Annotated in this window: 13 protein-coding genes; 4 read left to right on the top strand and 9 right to left on the bottom strand. The window is 56.5% G+C overall.

Annotated elements, in window-relative coordinates; genetic code table 11:
* Positions 1-186: 186 nt before the first annotated feature.
* Positions 187-687 carry a LysR substrate-binding domain-containing protein gene (locus ACSZPU_RS13760; protein WP_498999652.1) on the bottom strand — a complete coding sequence of 167 codons (501 nt, stop codon included), beginning with the start codon at positions 685-687 and terminating at the stop codon, positions 187-189.
* A 15-nt stretch (positions 688-702) separates the two neighbouring features.
* Here ACSZPU_RS13760 and ACSZPU_RS13755 point away from each other — a divergent pair, with 15 nt between their 5' ends.
* Complete coding sequence (locus tag ACSZPU_RS13755) at positions 703-1,095, top strand: hypothetical protein (RefSeq protein ID WP_498999649.1); 393 nt, start codon at positions 703-705, stop codon at positions 1,093-1,095.
* Positions 1,077-1,490, top strand: a complete 414-nt coding sequence (locus tag ACSZPU_RS13750; RefSeq protein WP_498999646.1) for a hypothetical protein — start codon at positions 1,077-1,079, stop codon at positions 1,488-1,490. The genes ACSZPU_RS13755 and ACSZPU_RS13750 overlap by 19 nt, the downstream gene beginning before the upstream one ends.
* Positions 1,491-1,535: 45 nt before the next feature.
* On the opposite strand, the gene ACSZPU_RS13745 is transcribed toward ACSZPU_RS13750, so the two are convergent.
* From ACSZPU_RS13745 to ACSZPU_RS13710, 8 genes are all read right to left on the bottom strand, one after another.
* Positions 1,536-2,900: an HlyD family type I secretion periplasmic adaptor subunit gene (locus tag ACSZPU_RS13745; protein ID WP_498999645.1), complete on the bottom strand. Its 1,365-nt coding sequence runs from the start codon at positions 2,898-2,900 to the stop codon at positions 1,536-1,538.
* Positions 2,887-5,073, bottom strand: a complete 2,187-nt coding sequence (locus tag ACSZPU_RS13740; protein ID WP_498999642.1) for a type I secretion system permease/ATPase — start codon at positions 5,071-5,073, stop codon at positions 2,887-2,889. The genes ACSZPU_RS13745 and ACSZPU_RS13740 overlap by 14 nt, the downstream gene beginning before the upstream one ends.
* A 101-nt stretch (positions 5,074-5,174) precedes the next feature.
* Positions 5,175-6,500, bottom strand: coding sequence for a TolC family outer membrane protein (locus tag ACSZPU_RS13735; protein ID WP_498999654.1), 1,326 nt, complete (start codon positions 6,498-6,500; stop codon positions 5,175-5,177).
* 202 nt (positions 6,501-6,702) lie between these two features.
* A complete protein-coding gene (locus ACSZPU_RS13730; protein ID WP_498999639.1) occupies positions 6,703-9,780 on the bottom strand; it encodes a retention module-containing protein in 3,078 nt (1,025 codons plus the stop codon).
* A gap of 281 nt (positions 9,781-10,061) precedes the next feature.
* Positions 10,062-10,406, bottom strand: coding sequence for a tryptophan synthase subunit beta (locus tag ACSZPU_RS13725; protein ID WP_498999637.1), 345 nt, complete (start codon positions 10,404-10,406; stop codon positions 10,062-10,064).
* Positions 10,407-10,432: 26 nt separating this feature from the next.
* A complete protein-coding gene (gene lapD / locus ACSZPU_RS13720) occupies positions 10,433-12,379 on the bottom strand; it encodes a cyclic di-GMP receptor LapD (protein WP_498999634.1) in 1,947 nt (648 codons plus the stop codon).
* 9 nt (positions 12,380-12,388) lie between these two features.
* Complete coding sequence (lapG, locus tag ACSZPU_RS13715) at positions 12,389-13,090, bottom strand: cysteine protease LapG (protein WP_498999632.1); 702 nt, start codon at positions 13,088-13,090, stop codon at positions 12,389-12,391.
* 57 nt (positions 13,091-13,147) lie between these two features.
* The gene (locus tag ACSZPU_RS13710) at positions 13,148-14,809 is read right to left on the bottom strand and encodes a Mur ligase (protein WP_498999629.1); all 1,662 of its coding nucleotides are present in this window, start codon (positions 14,807-14,809) and stop codon (positions 13,148-13,150) included.
* A 120-nt stretch (positions 14,810-14,929) separates the two neighbouring features.
* On the opposite strand from ACSZPU_RS13710, the gene ACSZPU_RS13705 reads away from it, so the two are divergent.
* On the top strand, positions 14,930-15,823 hold the full coding sequence (locus ACSZPU_RS13705) for an alpha/beta hydrolase family protein (protein WP_498999627.1): 894 nt from the start codon (positions 14,930-14,932) through the stop codon (positions 15,821-15,823).
* 10 nt (positions 15,824-15,833) lie between these two features.
* On the top strand, positions 15,834-19,184 hold the full coding sequence (locus ACSZPU_RS13700; RefSeq protein ID WP_498999625.1) for a CapA family protein: 3,351 nt from the start codon (positions 15,834-15,836) through the stop codon (positions 19,182-19,184).
* The last annotated feature ends 105 nt before the right edge of the window (positions 19,185-19,289 follow it).

Genomic DNA, 19,289 nt, shown 5'->3' with positions numbered 1-19,289 from the left:
ATTCAGGCAACCGTCTGTGGTGTTTGCAGAGCTAAGATTGGCGGCTTAGCGTTGCACTTCGGAGTTGAATCCGCCATTTACTGAATCAGTATTGTTGAGAAAAACCACTTTGCAAAACGATAAAAACTGCGACTTACTGTGAGTTAAACTCAACATAGATAACCATACGGAAAGCTCCTGCGATGGCTACAGGTTAAACGCACTTAGCCAGCTGGCGAACTTTTTAACCGCCTCGTCCTCTCTGTCGCGCAAGAGTAATGAATATACGCCGGTGCTGATCAGCCGATCCGCAAACGGTGACACAAGCCGCCCGGACGCAAGGTGTCTGGCGCAAAATAACCAGGGAATAACAACAATCCCTAACCCATCTTCCGCCGCCTGAATTGCTGCAAACGTGTGGTCCAGCGTCAGGGTTTGCGTGTCATCATGCTGGTCATCGGGAAAATGGCTGTGCCAGCTTTTCCACAGATCCTCGCGTGCGCGAATCTCTATTTTAATGTGCCCTCGCAGATTATCGGGCGAGATGAGCGGCCGGTTACGCAAATAGGCCCGACTGCACACCAGCAGACTCGACTCATGCAAAAAGGGGAGCGATTTCAGGCCGCAAAAATGCGCGGGATCGCGACGAATGGCAACATCAAACGGTGAGGAAAAATCCACGGGGCCGATACTGGTGGTCACGTCCACCGTTATGCCGTTGGCATGATGCTGGCAGCCGGATCGCTCGGGTACCTTCTGTCCGTGTTTATCGCCACCTGGGGGGCGATACGCTGGGGAGCGGCATTTGCCTTCTGGCTCTGCTCGGCAGGTGCGCTGGCCGGCGCGTTGGTAGGTTCTCTTGCCCTTGGCGACTATCGGGAAGAGGTCCACAGACCGGTTCAGCATAACGCCACGGCGACAAGCCACACCAGGTCTATCACCGCGCTGCTGCTGTTAATCGGCTATACCGCCCACTACTGGGAACTGCTCGGCAGCTGGACATGGACACCCAGCAGGATCGTAGAGACGCTGCACGTCTGGCACCTTGATCCCATCAGCGCAGGGTTGATCGTGGCATTGGCGGTGCACCTGCGGGCATGTTTTCAACACTCATAGTAGGGTCGGTATCCGACTATTTTAACCGCGCCTCGGTGCTGATTTTTATGGGTGCCACAGGGGCACTGAGTTCCCTGCTGATGGGGTTTTCTGCCGACTGGAGCGCGGGCTGGCCCCTGTTTTTCACCTTTACAAGCAGCTTTTTTATTCTCGGGGTCTCGGGGGGGCTCTCCGCCGCGATGGCAGACAACGTGCCAGCGCAAAATCTGGGCAGCGTAATGGGGCTGCGTTCACTGCTGGGGTTCGGCGTGGGTTCTCTTGCGCCTTTGTCCTTTGGCGTTGTTCTGGATTCAACGCAAAGCTGGGGAATGGCATACGCCGTTCTGGCAAGCGGAGGCACTATTGCGTGCGTGTCCGCCGTCTTGCTTAAACACAAAAATACAGCGGGAAAATAGTTCGCCAAAAACAGCCTGCGCTACGCAGGCTGTTTGGCTTAACGTTTAGCGCTCACGAAACGCCTCGGCTTTGGCACGAAGAATCGGTTTGAGCAAATACGCCAGAATCGTTTTCTTGCCGGTAATAATGTCCACCGAAGCAACCATCCCCGGAATGATAAGCAGCGGTTTTTCATCCGTGCCAAGGTGGTTTTTATCAGTACGCAGACGAATGATATAAAAACTATTCCCGTCTTTATCGGTCACCGTATCCGGGCTTATCTGCTCGAGTTTGCCCTTGAGTCCACCATAAATGGTGTAGTCGTAGGCGGTGAATTTCACCGTGGCTTCCTGACCCGGTCGCAAAAAGGCGATGTCCTGCGGGCGAATTTTGGTTTCCACCAGCAGCGTGTCATCGAGCGGGACAATCTCCACAATGTCATTACCCGGCTGGATCACCCCGCCGATAGTGTTCACCAGCAACTGCTGGACGATGCCGCGCACCGGCGAGGTTACCAGCGTGCGGTTCACCCGGTCTGTTATCGCTTTACCCGAGGCTTCAATTTTACTGAGGTCAGTGCGGGCCTGATTGAGCTGCTCCAGCGCATCGCTACGGTAACGGCCACGCGTTTCGCTGACCTTGCTTTCAATCTCCTTGATTGCCGCCTGCGCGCGCGGGATCGCCAGAACCACAGAATCCAGTTGCCCCTGTGTCTCCACTCCTGCACGGCGCAGACGCAGCATTTCCACTTTAGAAATAGCGCCTTTTGCCACCAGCGGTTCAGACATGCTGATCTCTTGTTGCTGCAAATCGAGGCTGCGGCGGTACTGGGTCAATTTCCCCTGGAAATCGAGCAGCTCCTGCCGCTTCTGTACCAGCTGTTCGTTAAGTCCGGCAAGCTCACTCTGAATACGTTTATTGACGCTGGCAAACAGCGCCAGTTCGCCACTGGCGATATCCGGTGCCTGTTGGGTAATTTCGGGTGACAGCGTCAGTTCGGTGGCATCATTAAGCTGAGCAGTCAGGCGTTGGACGCGTGCTTCCAGCGCCAGTTTGTCGGCCTCGGTTTCCCCGGCGTTAGAACGAAAACGGGTGTCATCAAGGCGCAGCAACGGCGCACCAGCCTGTACCACTTCGCCTTCGTGGGCAAAAACCTCAGCGACGATCCCACCTTCAAGGTTCTGCACTTTCTGCAGACGGGATGAGGGAATCGCCCGCCCTTCCCCGCGTGTCACTTCATCAATATCTGCCAGCGACGCCCAGACAATCATGGCAATAAAGAAGGCAAAGATGACCCACAAGGTCACGCGCACCACTCTGGGGGCATCATCTAGCAGCGCTTTATTGACCTCATTAGTGGTGAACGTCGCCGACTTTTTATCTCCTGCCAGCCAGCTCATCAGGCGGCTAAGCGCATCAACGATTCGCATGAATTTGTCCCTTTTTCAGCGCATTCATCACGCTCTCTTTCGGGCCGTCGGCAATGATCTTGCCGTTATCGACAATAATCAGACGGTCAACCAGCGACAGCAGCGACGCACGGTGCGTCACCATCAACAGCGTCTTATTACTGATAACCGGTGCCAGCGCTTTTTTAATCTGATCTTCGCTGGTGTTATCCATTGAACTGGTGGGTTCGTCCATCAGCAGTACCGGCGGGTCGAGCAACAACGCACGCGCCAGCGTAACAGCCTGACGCTGGCCACCGGAAAGGCTCATTCCGCGCTCACCCACCTGCATGTTGTAACCAGAAGGATGGCGACGGGCAAACTCGTGGACCCCGGTCAAAGTGGCAACACGCATCATGGTCTCATCGTCAACGTAGCTTGCGCCGTACAGCAGGTTTTCCCGCAGCGTACCGTTGAACAGATGGATATCCTGCGGCGCATAACCGATGTTATGGCGCAGATCGTGCACATCAATCTGGCGAAGGTCGATACCGTCAATCAACACGCTGCCGCTGTCCGGCTGGTAAAAACCGACCAGCAATTTCGCCAGCGAGCTTTTTCCTGAACCGCTACGCCCGATAATCCCCACCTTTTCACCCGGCTGGATCACCAGAGAAACATTGCTGAGCGAGGCATACTGGTTGCCCGGATAGCAAAAGGTCACGTCACGCAGCTCAATCGCCCCCGAGAGGGTTTCACGCTTAAGCGGCACTTCGCCGTCCTGCACTTCCTGCTCCAGCCCCATCATTCTGTCGACGGTAGATTTCGTCATCCGCGCACGCTGGTAGCGGGTAATCAAGCTGCATAGCTGGCCGATGGGCATCATGGCGCGGCGATGTAACAGGTAGCAGGCAATCAGCCCACCCATGCTGAGATTGCCGCCGATAATGACGTACACCCCGGCGACGATAATCGCCACGCCGCTAGCCTGCTGCAGCCAGGAGGTAAAATTCACCGCCACGTAGGAGAGCGATTTCACGCGCAGCTCCAGCTTGCTGAGCTGGCTGGTGAGATGCTCCCACTGGTATTGACGCTCGCTTTGCGCGTTATTGATCTTGATGGCATCAAGACCGGTCAGCGTCTCAACCAGCATCGCCTGGCGCTCATTGGCCAGTTGATAGGTTTTCTGCACCCGCGACATCAGCGGACGCTGAATAAGCCAGCTCACCAGCAGCGCCAGCGGGTAGGAAAGCAGCGGGATCAGCACCAGCGGGCCACCGATCACACCGATAACCAGCAAAATCAGCAGGGTGAAGGGGAAATCGATAAAAGCCGTCAGCGTCAGTGACGACAAGAAGTCGCGGATCGACTGGAACTCCTGGAAGTTCTGCGCAAAACTGCCCACCCGTTTCGGGCGCAGCTTCATCTTCATGCCCAGCAGCCGCTCGAACAGCGCCGAGGAGACCAGCAGATCGGTCTTTTTACCCGCCAGATCGAGGCAAATTCCGCGTAAGACTTTCAGCACAAAATCGAAAACAAACGCGATACTGACGCCGATAGCCAGCACCCACAGGGTGGCGGTCGCCTGGTTGGGCACGACCCGGTCATAGACGTTCATCACAAACAGCGGCGCGCTCAACGCCACCAGGTTTATCAGGAAACTGGCGACCACCGCATCGAAATAAAGAAATTTCGACAGCTTGAGCGTGTCCTGAAACCAGGCGGTCGTGCGCGGCAAAGTGGCGGTCGGCTGGCTATCAAACTCGTGTTCCGGCGAGATAAAAATCGCCCTGCCGCTGTAATGTTCCGCCAGTATTTCCGGCGACAGGATAATTTCGCCGCCTTCTGTTTCGCTGGGCAGCAGGCGTGCCTGTTGTTGGCTATCCCAGCCAATCAACACCGCCGTCTGATTGTTTTTCAGCAACAAAATGGCCGGCAGCGACAATGCGGTAATGTGCTCAAGTGGGCGTTGCACAATGCGTGCTTTTAGTCCCACGCGCCCTGCGGCACGTGGAAAGGCATCAAGAGTCAGCATGTGGGATTCCAGCGGCAGCCCTGTTGTCAGGACGGTGCGGCTGGTCGCAATATTATGCATTTTGCAGATGATCATCAGCGCATCCAGCAACGGATCATCATGAGTTTGCCGGGGATCCTGCCTGACCGACGCTTGTGGGGTAATGTCGACGTTATCAGGCGTATCAATATCAGGCGTCATTCTCTGCCTCAGTTTTCTGCAGACTTACGCCGCAGGGAAAAAACAGAGGGTTATTGCCGGTTTTTATCCCGGAAATAACCCCGTCACGCGTCAAGGCTGTGTTACTTCAAATCAGGCAGTTCAACCTGCGTACGCTGTGCCTGGTCAATCGGCTGTGAGGCTGATGGCGGCTGAATGTTCATGCTTTTGAGCAGTTCACCGGTACGGGCATTGATACGGTAAGAGGTGAACATGTCGACAAATTGCAACTCAACATAACGGCGCTGCGCGCTGAACACTTCGTTTTCACTGTCGAGCATATCGAGCAGCGTACGGTCGCCAAGGCTGAACTGTTCCTGATAGGCGCTACGCACCGTCACACTGCGTTCGGCGTACTCTTTGGCAATCGGCACCTGTTGTTCCGCGTTGTTCTTCGCGTTCCAGGCCAGGCGCAGCTCTTCGTTTAACTGGCGCATGGCGTTATTTTTCACATCCTGCGCCTCTTTCATTTTGTAGGCATAAGAGGTGAGCGTCGCCTGGTCGCTGCCGCCGTTGTACAGGTTGTAGCGCATACGCACCATCGCCTGCCATTCCTGGTTATGCCCACGCGTACCGTCGATGTTGTTGTCCATGGTGCGACCAACTTCAACGTTCACATTCGGGTAAAAGCGCGATTTCTGCGCTTCGTACTGCTGACGGGTGGCTTCCACATCGGCATCTGCCTGTTTGAGCAGCGCGTTATTTTCCAGCATCACTTTACGGGCCGCTTCCAGCGAGGCGGGGATCGTCAGCTTCGCGGGCATCGCCAGCGTGTCGGCATCTTTGCCGGTGACGCTTTGATAGTTAGCCCGGGAGTCTTCAAGGTTGGTCTGTTCCGTCAGCAGGTTGTTACGCGCCTGCGCCAGACGGGCCTCCGCCTGATCGTAATCAGCCTGACGACCGACCCCTTGGGTGGTGCGCAGTCGAATTTGATCGAACACGCGTTCGTGGTTGTGCAGGTTATCTTCCGCCAGCACCACCATCCGCTCGCGCATCAGCACATCAAGGTAGCTCTGAACAGCCTGCAGAGCGGTGCTTTCGCTGGTATTCAGCACGGTAAACGCACGTGAATTCACCGTCGCTTTCTGGCGCGCCACTTCACTTGTGGTCGCAAAGCCATTAAAGACATTCTGCGTGAGGTTAATCGCCGACTCGCTGCGGTTCAGATCACGTAAATGATCGCCACCCGCGCGGGTCGTCGCGTTGTCAGTTTGCTCCCACCCGGTACCGGCAGTGAGATCCAGCGATGGGAGATAACCGCCTTTGGCTGCACGAAGATCCTGCTCAGCAGAATATCGGCTGTTTGCCGAGGCGTTAACCTGCGGGTGCCATAACAGACTTTCTTTTACCGCCTGCTCGAGGGTTGTCGCCTGACTCTGTGTTGCGCACACAGTCAACGCTGCACCCATTAATATCTGGCTACCATATTTCACTTATGTCTTCCTTTTCGTTATGCCCCTGAGTGTGGGTTGAACCCCACCAGAGATATGCCACGGGACCGAGGGAGAAGTTGCGTCCAGGCGATTTTGCGATCGGGCGGAATCCCTCGCCGGACCTGAGCTCACATCTATTCGCCGCTCAGCCTCCCTAAAGAAACTGAGCGGCGAGATATCAGGAAGCGTCTTCCGGTTTAGAAATCAGGTTATCCACCATCGCTTCGTGGCCGGCATCGTAACTGTCCGTATCCGCTGTCGCGCCGGCTTCGGCCGGAACATGTTCGGCCTCCGTCGGGTGATCCGCTGTTTCGTTCTGCGGCCCCGCCTGAATCAGACTGCTGAGATCGTTATGCTCTTCATCGTGGATGATGTCGCTATAGTTCAGCTGCTGGTCATGATTCTCAGTCGCGCTCTCGGTACTTGCCGTGGTCGTCGTATCACTCTGCTCAGCTGTTGCTGATGAGAGAGCCGTCGTCGCACTATCCGCCGAGGTAGTCGGTGTCTCTTCGTGGCCTTGTGCGTTATCGGCAGCCGCCGGGCTGAGCATTAGGCTGGAGTCATCAATTAATGATGTACTGTCGCTATGGCTGTCGTCCGTCAGCGTGCTGTGGTCGTCTTGCGTCGTCTGAACATCATCAGCGGTGCTGCTGACATGGGTCAGATTGTCGCTTTCATCACTGCTGCTGACCGTGCGCGCCTGGCTGTCGCTATCCGACTGACTGTCAGTATCTGAATGGCTCTCTTCGGCAATATGGCTGACCGTCATCACATGGCTATCGTCGGAGGCATCCGTGAGATGGTCTGCATCCGCGCTATCACTGTGACTGTCGCTGACTTGCTGCCCCCCTTCTTCACCGTCAAAGGTGAACTGGTGGTCGAGATGATCAGAGGCCGTAGAGTCCACATCCAGCGTGATATCACCAAGAGCGCTCTTACCATCCGGAAGCTCAACGCTGACCTGCCCGGAATAGTGGGTCGTGGTGCTACCAAAGGTCAGAACATAGACCTTGTTGACCGCGTCATAGGAGACATCCACGTAATTGCCGGTAAAGGTCGCGTGTTCCGGAATGCCGCCAACCGTGACCGAGTTCAGATCGTCACTGCTGTCGGAACTCTCGAGATTGACGTCAAGGTTCAGCGTCACCGAGTAGCTGGTGGTGGTGCTGCCGCCATGCGTGGATAATGGTCCATTACCAAACACAACGCCTTCGATATGGTTAGCGTTTTCATAAGGATGACTGCCATCCTTATTGGTAATCTGCAGATTATCGATATCGTTGTTCTGGTGGTTCTGCGGATGAGCCACACCCGTTACGGTGTAATCTGCACTGTTCCCCTGAACGAAGATATAGTCTTTTCCGACATCGCCTTCCGTTACACCGCCGTTGCCGGTGATCCCTTTCAGCGAGACGAAATTGTATTGATTGATAGACCAGTCGCTCTGCTGGTAGTAACCACCCGTGTGCGACCCCACCACAAAGATATCGGTGTGCCCTTTACCGCTATCGTCGGTGTTGGCGTTACCGCTGCTGGTGTAATAGTGGATCTGCGACGCACTGGCGGCTTTCGGTACGAAATCGCCCTGGATCTTGCCATCCGGGCTATCCGGGGTCAGCCAGACGTGTACGTTACTGCCGATCGCTACGATCACACCGTTCTGCACATCGTACCCATTCGGGTCCCCGCTGCCGCCGTTGATATGCGTGACCGTGTTATCTGACGTGTCAGAGGTTTTGCTGCCCGGCGTGACCGTTACGGTCAATTTTAAATCGGCATCGGAGTCTGAATCTGCATCAGCGTCGGCATCGGCATCGGAATCGGCATCAGCGTCCGCATCTGCATCAGCGTCCGCATCGGCATCTGCGTCGGAATCCGCATCTGCGTCGGCGTCAGAATCTGCATCAGCGTCGGCATCGGAATCCGCGTCTGCGTCGGCGTCAGAATCTGCATCTGCGTCGGCATCGGAATCCGCGTCTGCGTCGGCATCGGAGTCGGAATCGGCATCTGCATCTGCGTCGGCATCGGAATCTGCATCTGCGTCGGCATCCGCGTCTGCGTCGGCATCTGCGTCCGCATCAGAATCGGCATCAGAATCGGCATCTGAGTCGGAATCTGCATCTGCATCCGCGTCGGCATCTGAGTCAGAATCTGCATCAGCGTCGGCATCTGCGTCGGAATCCGCGTCTGCGTCGGCATCTGCATCGGCGTCGGCGTCAGAATCCACGTCCGCATCGGCGTCGGCATCGGAATCCGCGTCTGCGTCGGCGTCAGAATCTGCATCAGCGTCGGCATCGGAGTCGGAATCGGCATCTGCATCAGCGTCGGAATCAGCATCGGCGTCGGCATCGGAATCTGCATCTGCGTCGGCATCGGAATCCGCGTCTGCGTCGGCGTCAGAATCTGCATCAGAATCAGCGTCCGCATCTGCATCAGCGTCGGAATCAGCATCTGCATCGGCGTCCGCGTCGGAATCGGCATCTGCATCGGCGTCAGAATCTGCATCAGCGTCCGCATCGGCATCTGCGTCGGAATCCGCGTCTGCGTCGGAATCGGCATCAGCATCAGCATCAGCATCAGCATCAGCGTCTGCGTCGGCATCGGCATCAGAATCGGAGTCTGCGTCTGAATCGGCATCTGCGTCCGCGTCGGCGTCCGCGTCGGCGTCGGAATCGGCATCGGCGTCGGAATCCGCGTCTGCGTCGGAATCGTCGGGAATATTCGTCGAAGGATTGTCTGGAGGCGTCGTTGCCGCCGCAGTGGCAATATTCGGGTCAAGCACCGTTAATTCTTGTGGGCGGTCGGCAATTGGGGTATCAAGCCCCACGGTCGGATACCCCGCCGTCGGATCAACTATCTGGCCAGTTAAATCGAGGACCACATGCGTATGCGATCCGCCGCCGCCGCCACCATCACCACCGCCGCCACCTGCCTGGGGGCCGGCCGCTGGTGCTTCCAGATTTTGCGTCGGGTCCTGACCCGCTGCGATCGCCTGTTGTATCGCGGCAACATCTTGTTGCTGCGTAGCCGTCGGTTCAGTGGTCACGCTGTCCGTGCTGTCCCAATGGCTGTCACGGCCAAGGTCCAACTGTTTACCATCCGCTAAAGACAACGTGATCGCGCCAGCAGCCCCAGTCTGGACTTGTTCTCCTTCGAGGATGCTGTCGCCTTCAACCAATAAACGCTGGCTACCATCAGGTGCTACTGCAAACACCTGTCCTATTACCGCTTTAACGATCCCAGATACACCGCTCATGTGTAGTTCCTTCGATCAGATCCTCGCCCAACTCGCTAACTGACCGGGCGTAGAATGCTAAAGGAGAATTTAATTAGTATTAGTGATGCAATATGTAACAAAGGTAACGAAAGCGCGTTTCGGCAGCGGATTTATTGATGCCGCTTCGCTTAAAGACCTTATATTAATAGATGGAGTGAATGAATAGTAGTGCGAAAGGGGTTTTAAATTAAAAAAAAGGGACTTTGTCAATAGTCCCTTTCTGGTACATGATATATATCGCGTCAACAAATATTAACGAATTAGATAAATCCTTCGTCGTCATCGTCAGAAATTAATCCTTCCAGACCACTTAATGAACGACGCGCCTGGGCGCGGTTGGTCAATTTCGCCTGTGCTACCGGAGGCAGATCGGTGATGCTAATAACGCCTTTGCTCATCAGAACTTCGATCAAGTCTTCAAGTACGCGCACCATCTCAAGATCGCTCTGGCGCAATTGCAGCAACGAGGCTTCGCGAATGTCTCGCTGCCGCAGCCACTCGTCAATCTCTGGCGTGCCGGCTTCACTCTGTTCCGTCATGGCATTAAAAGGCGCCAGTTCTACCTGAATAAGGCGCCCTTGTGCATCCCGCTCGATGTAGTACATATTCAGCTTCCTTTTCGCATGACTGGTTAATTTCCACCCAACGTACTGGCATCAGCAAAATAGCGGCCCATTGCCCCATACAGGCCAATATTTTCAAGAACCGTCAATTCACCGGCTGTTTCTACACGCTCGGCAATTAATGGCAGATTTATTTGGCGGGTAGCCCAATAAATGGCCTCGATAAACAGCTTTTTATCTTCTTCGCTATCAATATTGCGAATGTAACTGCCGTCGACTTTAATCCAGGCAAGCCCCCACTGCGGTAAATTTCCGATAAGGTGGAATCGGCCGCCAAAATGCTGAATCCCCAAACGGCAGCCCAGTGCCTTGAGTCGTCCGACCAGAATGTTGACGCGCTCAGCATCGGGCAGCTCGTTTTCATCCAGCTCCAGCGTCAGACGAGGGGCCAGCTGCGGTGCGTTTATCAACGGTTGCAGCAGCGCATTTAGACTCTGGTCGTCCGCAACGCTGGCCCCACTGATACTCAGCGCCAGCAGCCGGTTTGATTTCTCCATCTCACGCAGCGTCTGTTGCAACATCACAATGTCCATGCGGCGGCTCAGATCGAGGCGGTGGATCCACGGCATAAAGCGCCCTGCCGGGACCAGTTCACCGTCCTGCGTTCTGATACGGGCAAGGACTTTGTGGTGCAGCACGACATGGGCGTTATTGCATTCATAGACAGGCTGCGAGAAAAGCTCAAACCTGCCTTTCGTCAACACCGCATCCAGGCGGTTATACCAGCTGTGATGATCCTCCTCGCTTTCGCCTGCGGCAGCTGCTTCAGGGTTTGCAAAAAAGCGCATCTCGGTTTCCGCCATCGCCAGCGCCTGGTCCGCCTGCATCAGTACCGCCTGCGGCTTATCGCCAACGTGAAAAGGAACCAACGAGAAATGGGCAACCGGCGTCACGTCACTCATCCCCATTTCCGACAGCGCTTTGAGCTGGGTGCTGAGGGTGTTACTCAGGTTATCGAGTTCATTTTGCAGGATCTGCGGCGCAATGATGGCGAATTCACCGCCGCGCACGCGGGCCAGGAAGCCTTCATTGCGGAAGTAATGGACTTGTAATCCGCTAAGAATATCGGCAACAGCCGTCAGCAGTTGATCGGTTTTCGTCCCACCAAGACGCTGGTTAAGGCCGATAAGATCCTGAACTCGCAGCAACATCAGGTGGCCGGAGGCGTTTTCTTCATCGCTGAGGCGCGACTGCAGCTGCATATCAAACGCGCGACGGTTATTGAGGCCCGTAAGGCTGTCGTGGTAAGCCTCCTGACGCAAGGATTCCGTACGCTGTGCCTGCTCGCCAAACAACGCTTTCAGCTGCGTCACCATCAGGTTGGTTGCTTCAACCACCCGGCGCAATTCAGGTGTTTTTGGCAATGCCGGAACATTGAGAAACTCGCGGCGGCAGATAGCCATCGCCTGCTCGACAATATAGTTAAGCGGGCGCAGAAGGCGGCGCAGCAGCAGCGTGACGCCGAGAATACACAACACACTGCAGCCGATAAGCCATAAAAAACTGGCGATCATGCTGTCCCAAAGGCGCGCCAGGGCAAACATCGGATGGCTGACCACTTCAACCCGGGCAACCTGCGTCCAGCCATCGGTCACAATGGCATCACCTTCTCCAGGGCTCAGGTTGACCATACGCACAAACCACTGTGGCACGCTGGCGCTTTGCGGAATATCACTGCGCTCAATGATCGGTTTATTGGTTTTAATATCAACCACCCGAATACGGTAAAAATAACCGCTGTCAAAGATGGAATTGACCATCAGTTCGGTCATTGCCGGGTCGTCAATATGGGTGGTCAACGACAGCCCCAGCGCCGTCGCCGCATCCTGTGCGTGGGCGCTGAGCTGATTCCGGTACTGCTCTCGTGAACCTTCCAGGGAAACAAAAAAGTTGCCGCAGAAAATGACGAGCGTAAATAAACAGATGCCGATCAGTAGCTGCTTATAAAGAGACATGGCCACGTCCTATTCATTAATTTCAAATCCTTCCGCACGCATTTTGGTGAGCACATCCTGCCAGCGGGAGAGGCGTTTGCTGTCTCCCACGCGTTTCGTGCCGCCGGATTGCGGCAACCACAGACCTTCGCCATTAAAAGCATAAACCGGGAGCAGGTCCGTACGCTGTGTGGCGGGCAAGATGGCGGTTTTCAGGTTATCCAGTACTAACGGGATTGCATCAGGGGTGGAGTACCACGTCACCACCATGTGCGCCTGGTTTAATTGAAGTGCTTTGACGTAAGTAATACGCAACTGGTTGGCAGGAACGCCCATTTCGCGCAGCGTAAAATATTTCGCCAGCGCAAAATCCTCACAGTCCCCTGCCCCTTTGCGTAAAAATTCAATTGGCGTTGCCCAGTAATCGTGCTGTTTCCAGACAATGATGTCATCCTTGAACGCCATTCGGGAGTTAAAAAACCGGTTAACCTGGTTCAGTTTGTCCTGAATTGAGCCCTGCACCGGATTTTTAAGCAACGTCGCCCACTCATCGATCCGCTGTCTGGCGGCAGGGGTTGCCGGGCCGTACAACCGTTCAGTGCGCGTTGAAATGGCGCTGAAATCCCACCCGGCTCCCAGCCCAGGAGAAAGCAGCAGCAACACCACCAGCCCGAACGACAGCCAGCGCCGAAACGTAGCACAAAGGAAAGGACGGTGGGAGCGCCTGTTCATGATTCAGCCTGTCCGGGCAAAGTTGCTAACGAGTATAGTCAGTTGCATGGCGCCTCCTCACTTCTCGTCAGACTGGGCGCGCCAGCGTTTACGGTACGCGACATAGCCGGAAAGGTAGTGCTCAACATCGTCAATCCGCACGCGATAGCTGTGGTGACGAATAAAAAAGCTGCCGACAATACGCGGCGGATTTTTAAAAAACATGGCCAGCTCGGGCCAGAAAAAGCCGTTTGCCAGATAGCGAGCGCGGGTCTCCAGCGCCTGATTGAAAAAGGCCATATCAAAACCAGCCAGCAGGTCCCGATGCGGTGAGTCAGTAAGGCGTTCAATCATTCGCGACGCTGCCATCATCAACTCCAGCAGCGTGGGATAGGTGGTAATGCGCTCCTGCACAAAATCAAGATGATCGCGCACGTTATCCAGTCCGAACTGGTAATAGCGCGCTTCTGGCCGGTAGAGCGTCAGCTCATTCACGCAGTAACTGAGCCAGTGGTCGTGGGCCTGCCAGTGTTTTTGCTCAATAAAATAGTCCATCGCCCGCTCAACCATCTCCAGCCAGCGTGGCGTCTTCGTCAGCCCATACAGGCGCATCAAAGCAAAGGCGGCTTCCCCGTCGTAATAGATGATGCGGTGCGCGGACTTAAGCGATAAATCCCCGGCGTTGAGCACATGGACGAAGCCACCGCTCTGCGCATTCTGCATAAAGCCGATCCCGTTCGCCAGCCGTGCCATCCGCTCCAGATAGTGGTTATCGCCGGTCAGCTCCGTGTATTTAGCCATCGCCAGAATACAGACCGCATTGCCCCCCAGCTTGATCTCATCGCCAGTATCGACCAGGAAATCGGCATCGCTGCCATCGGGCAAAGGACAGGTACGAATAAAGGTGGTGCACAGGGAATCCAGCGCCCGCTCGATGGCCGCGAAATGCGCAGGCTGTTGCGTCACATCCCACCCTTCAAGCAGCGCATAGGTCGAGCTGGCATGACGCAAGGCGTTATAGGTTGGAATGGCGCGGTCGAAGCAGGGAAACCAGCCGTAGTGGTAACGCCCGGTAGAAGTCACCTGGCGGGCCAGATAGTCGGTCGCCGAGTCAATCATTGGCTCCAGCGCTGTTTCTTGCCATGCGGGCAACTGGCGATAACCGCTGTTGCGCCCGTCCGATTCAATGGTAAGCGCCTGCTCGCCATCGCAGAACAGTGCGCGGGTGGTAAAGCGCCAGAGAGTCTGCTCAGGCTGTTCGTGCCAATTCAGCACCGCCCCAAAGCGACGGCGGGAATAATGGGCGAGGTTACTGACGTTTGGTGTGGCAACACCGTGGTCACCGTTGTAGAGCAGCGCGTTAGCGGCAATTTCCTGTTCCAGCATGGCGTAGCAAAACGCCGGATCCAGGCTCAGTCCGAAGCGAAAATAGTTACGTTTGGTATTGGCTAAACGGGCTTGTAGCGTGTCCCAGCGCAGGGCATCGACCTTATCAACAACGTCAATCCGTAGCCAGCGAGCCTCAAGGCCGCTTTTTTTACGCCACTGTTGCAGCGCCTGCGCCCCTTGCTGCCAGGCTGCGTCGAACGTCTCGCCACGCCCCTGCACAACCTGGGCACGGCTTTTACTGTCGGATACGCTAAAAAATAGGATCCAGGCCGGGCACAGGGGCGGTTTCACCGCGACATCCAGCGTTTCCATCACCGGGCGGGTTTGCGCAAGTAAGTGGCTGAGCGACATTTGACTCCTTAATTGCTCCCGGGCATCCCCAGTGCTGAAAATCCTTGTATCATAATAACATTATGAATGCTTGGTTGTGTATTCTGTACATCTATATCTTTGCCCCCCTGAGGCGGTGCCGTGAGATCCTGTTACGCACTCTTTTTATTGCTGCTTGTCGGTATGCTCGCGCATGCTGAAACACTGCTATTGTGGAACCAGCCAGCCAATAAACAGACCTGTCCGCTCGGCGATGATGCCGTCTGGGTGCACTATCCTGGCGGGGCAGCCTGCATTCGCTACTTTAGCGCCGGCTCCCTGCGAGATGCCCCGCTTGTACTGGTGGTTTTTAAAGGCGATCGGGTTTCGCTGATTAAGCGCCCGCCGCAAGACATTCCCGCCAATACGGCCGACGCCCAACGCCACCAGGCACAAACTATCTTGCGCCAGAGCGGGCTACCAACCGTGATTGTCGCCCGTCCGGGAACCTATGGCTCCAGCGGCAACCATTATCGCCGCCGCCAGGCAGAAGAATTTCTCGCCCTGAATGCCGCCGTCGACGCCATCAAAGCACGCTATGGCATTCAGCGTTTTATCCTCAGCGGACACAGCGGTGGGGCAACCGCCGCATCGGCGCTGCTCACCTATGGGCGCCGTGATATTGACTGCGCGGTGCTGACCTCGGGCGCGTGGGGGCTGCTGGAACGGGCCGAGCGTATGCGTAAAGAGCGCGGTGAAGCCTCCGCGCCGGATCTGGACGGTACCGGGCTCGCGAATCCCTGGGATCCGCTCGACCACATAGCGGACATTGTGAACGATCCCAGCCGGTTGATCCTGGTGATCGGCAACCCGCAGGATCGCAACACGCCGTTCGATCTGCAAACGCGCTTCGCACAGGCGTTGCGTGAGCATGGCCATCAGGTGAAGCAGCTTGAACGCCCCGCCGTTGCGCCGGAATACCATGATTTGCAGGGCAATCCGGGGATTAACGCCATTACCCTTTGCCCGCACCACGGCCCCGCCCTTAATGAGTAAGGATACGATCATGAGCCAGAAATCGCCTCGCCCGCGCCGTCCCCTCACACCGACACCGGGCTGGACCGCCACGGAACTCACGCAGCTTTTGCCCGGCAGCGTCTGGCACAATCGTCCGGATGCCGACTGGTTTGCGGGCGACATCGCCATTTTGCATGACAACACGGCGTACGACCGCCCTTGCCTGTTTGTTGCCATCGACACCGAGACCTGGCTGCGTGGCTCCGGCAATACCGGTATTTACGCGGGCTGGAACGATACGCATACCCTGCTGACTGAGCACGCATCCCGCTACTGTGGGGCGATAGTTCAGCGCAGGCTGGATGATTTGCCGCCTGGCTTTCCGCAACTGGTGGTGGGCGACAGCTATCAGGCGCTGCACGAGCTGGGCGAAGAGTCGAGGCGGCGGTTTAACGGCAAACTGGTGGCGATCACCGGCACGGTGGGGAAAACCTCGACCAAAGAGATGCTCGAGGCAATTCTGACCGGAAACCTGCCTGTTATCACCAGCCGCGGCAACCATAACACCCGCACCGGCGCGTCCGTCACCCTGGCGCGTGCGGTGTCGAACCCGCAAGCGGTGGTGATGGAGGTGGCGATCTCCGCGCTCTGGATGCGTAACGGCGGGGTCGGATATCGTATTAAGCCGCACATCGTGATCATTACCGAAATCGGCATGACGCAGGTGGGCAAGAACGTCACCACCCTGAATGACGTGGCACGTTTTAAGGCGCGCATCAGCCATGGACTGATCCCCGGCGGCTACGCCATTTTGCATCGCGATATGGCCGAATATGCGACGGTGGCGGCAAGCGTTGAACGCGACGGCGCGCGGATTATCAGCTACGGATTCAGCCCGGACGCGGATGTGCGCATCACCGAAATGACACCCGATAAAAGCGGAAGTCTGATAACGGTCGCCTTTCGCCAGCAGACCGTCCGCTACCGGCTGACCGTGCCCGGCAACGGCGGTGCGCTCAACTCGCTGGCATCCCTGATTGCCGCTGACCTGCTGGGTGTAAGCCTGCCGCAGATTATCGCCGGCCTTGAAGGCTACCGTGGCGATGCTCAGCATATGCACATCACCCCGCTGGCCCTGCCCGGCGGCGGGACGGCCACACTGATAGATGACAGCTTTAACGCCGAATATCTTTCCATGCTCAATGCGTTTGGGGTGGCGGCGCAGCGCGCCCACGAGACCGGCGGACGCATCATTGCCCTGCTGGGACGGATTGTGAATCTCGGCGATCAGTCCCAGGACATCCACCGATCCCTGGCTACGCCTTTGCTGGAGAGCGGCTGCCAGCATGCCTTTCTTCACGGGGAGGAAATGGCGGCATTGCATGATGCCCTGCCGCAAAAGGCGCGGGGTGGTCATTTTCTGACGGCACAGGCACTTGTAGACGCTGCTGCCACCACGCTACGTCCCGGCGATATCGTGCTGGTCAAAGGCAGCGTGCGAAATTCCGATTTCAGGCAGGTTGTCGGCCTGCTGAAAAGCCGACTCACCGCCCCGCCCCGGACCATACTGGGTAAAGGGCAAACCGCGCGCCTGCTGATCAATCTCTCGAGCGGCGAGCAACGCGTAAGCGAACTGGCAGATAGCACCTTCGCACCGCACTATCTCAGCCAGCTCCTGCTGGCCTGTAGCGTGGCCGATCGCCTGTTAAGCAAAAAGATAAGCCTGGAGACCGCCATCCCCGTGCGGGAGATCTCTGCGGAGATCCTCAAAGGTAACCCCGCGCTGGCGCTAAAACAGGGCGACAAACTGACCGTAAAGTCGCTGCTACAGGGGATGTTGCTACATAACGCCTGCGATGCCGCGATTAACCTGGCGGAACATCTGGCGGGTAACAGTGCAAAAGCGCTAAGCCAACTGCGGGAACTGAGCGCGCTTATCGTCATGCCCCACACGCACATTAACAATGTCTCTGGCCGCCCCCGCCCCGGACAGCATACCGCGCTGGCGGATATCGCCCGGCTTGTGCGCCATTTCCACCGGCGTTATCCGCACCTGTTGTCGTGGTTTGGCGAACAGGAGGCGGTTATCGGTGAGCGCCTGTATCGCAAAACCGGCAATCTGCACAGTGACGGCAGCGCGTGGGGACAATTCAGCGCCGGAAGCTGGGGTTTCGCGCTGCAATGGTGTGCGGGCGAGCTCTGGCTGGCCTGCGCGGCGGGTGCCAACGATGCCTTCCATCTGGATTATCTGTTGGATGCGCTGCTGGCGAAGGCCGATACGTCGCGCCATGCCATCGGCAGCACGCCCACCGTTCGCCAGATTGACTCACCTGCGGCGACGCTGACTTTCCTGGGGGATACCTATTTCGGCGAATGGTACACCCAAAAACGTAAAGCGCGCGGTATCGATGACGCCCTGCAACGCTATGGCTATGACCACAGCTTTGCGGCTATCGCGCCCTTGCTGCACGACAGTGATTTTACGCTCGCCAACTTTGAAGCGGCGCTGACCACCGATCTCAGCGCCAGCCTTGAGGGGCGCAAACCGTTTTGTCTGACGGGCTCCCCTGCCTCCTCTGTTTCCGCCCTGCGCAAACAGGGCATCGACGCGGTGGCGCTGGGTAACAATCACGCCATGGATGCCGGATTACCCGGATTGCACAGTACGCTGGCGGTGTTTCACGACGGCGGCATCGCCTGTATCGGTGCCGGAGTAAACGCACAGCAGGCGGAAGCGCCGCTGGTCATCACAGTGGGCAAACGGACCTACAAGATTTTCAGCGCCTACTGGTATCGCCGCTATATGGAAGAGGAATGCGCCTTTTACGCGCGTCCTCGCCGTGCGGGGGTTGCCTGCCTGAGCGGTGGGCTTCTCGAACAACTTCGTCAGGAGAAAGCACGCGCTAACCCGGCAACCACCATCGTGCTTGCCCACTGGGGGCTGGACTACCGCTGGACCACCGCCGGGCAGCGCGCGCAGGCGACGTTACTGAGCGAGGCCGGGGCCGATTTGATTATTGGTTCCGGGCCGCATATGGCAGGCGAAGCTGCGCAACTGGGGCAGAGCCTGGTGGTTTACAGCATCGGCAATGCGGTGTTTAACAGTAACGGCGAATATCAGGAACGCGGCATGCCCGCTTACGGTTTTATCGCCCGCCTGTTACTCGGCGACCAGCAGCCACAGATCCAGTTATTGCCCATCTTGACTGACAATAAAAAAACCTTCTGGCAGCCCCGTCCGGTAAATGAAATGGAGTTTTCAGACCTGATTACCCATCTGGCAAAACAGGGAATGTCCATTGTTCAGGAAGGACAAACCGGTTCAGGCTGGTGTGCACTTGCGGGCGAGAATGAATGTATGTTGACGCTGGCGCTGGATAATCGCTTTGGCGAAGGTTGAGAGTCTGACATAAAAAAACTGCATCTTACTTAGATAGTGTCGTCACGAGGATAAAAATCATTGATAATAGGGCCTTCTAATCAGAAGGCCCTATTATCATGACTA

This window comes from Phytobacter sp. V69 (assembly GCF_965644215.1).
In the GTDB taxonomy this organism is placed as follows: domain Bacteria; phylum Pseudomonadota; class Gammaproteobacteria; order Enterobacterales; family Enterobacteriaceae; genus Phytobacter.
This window is presented reverse-complemented; position numbering and strand designations above follow the sequence as displayed.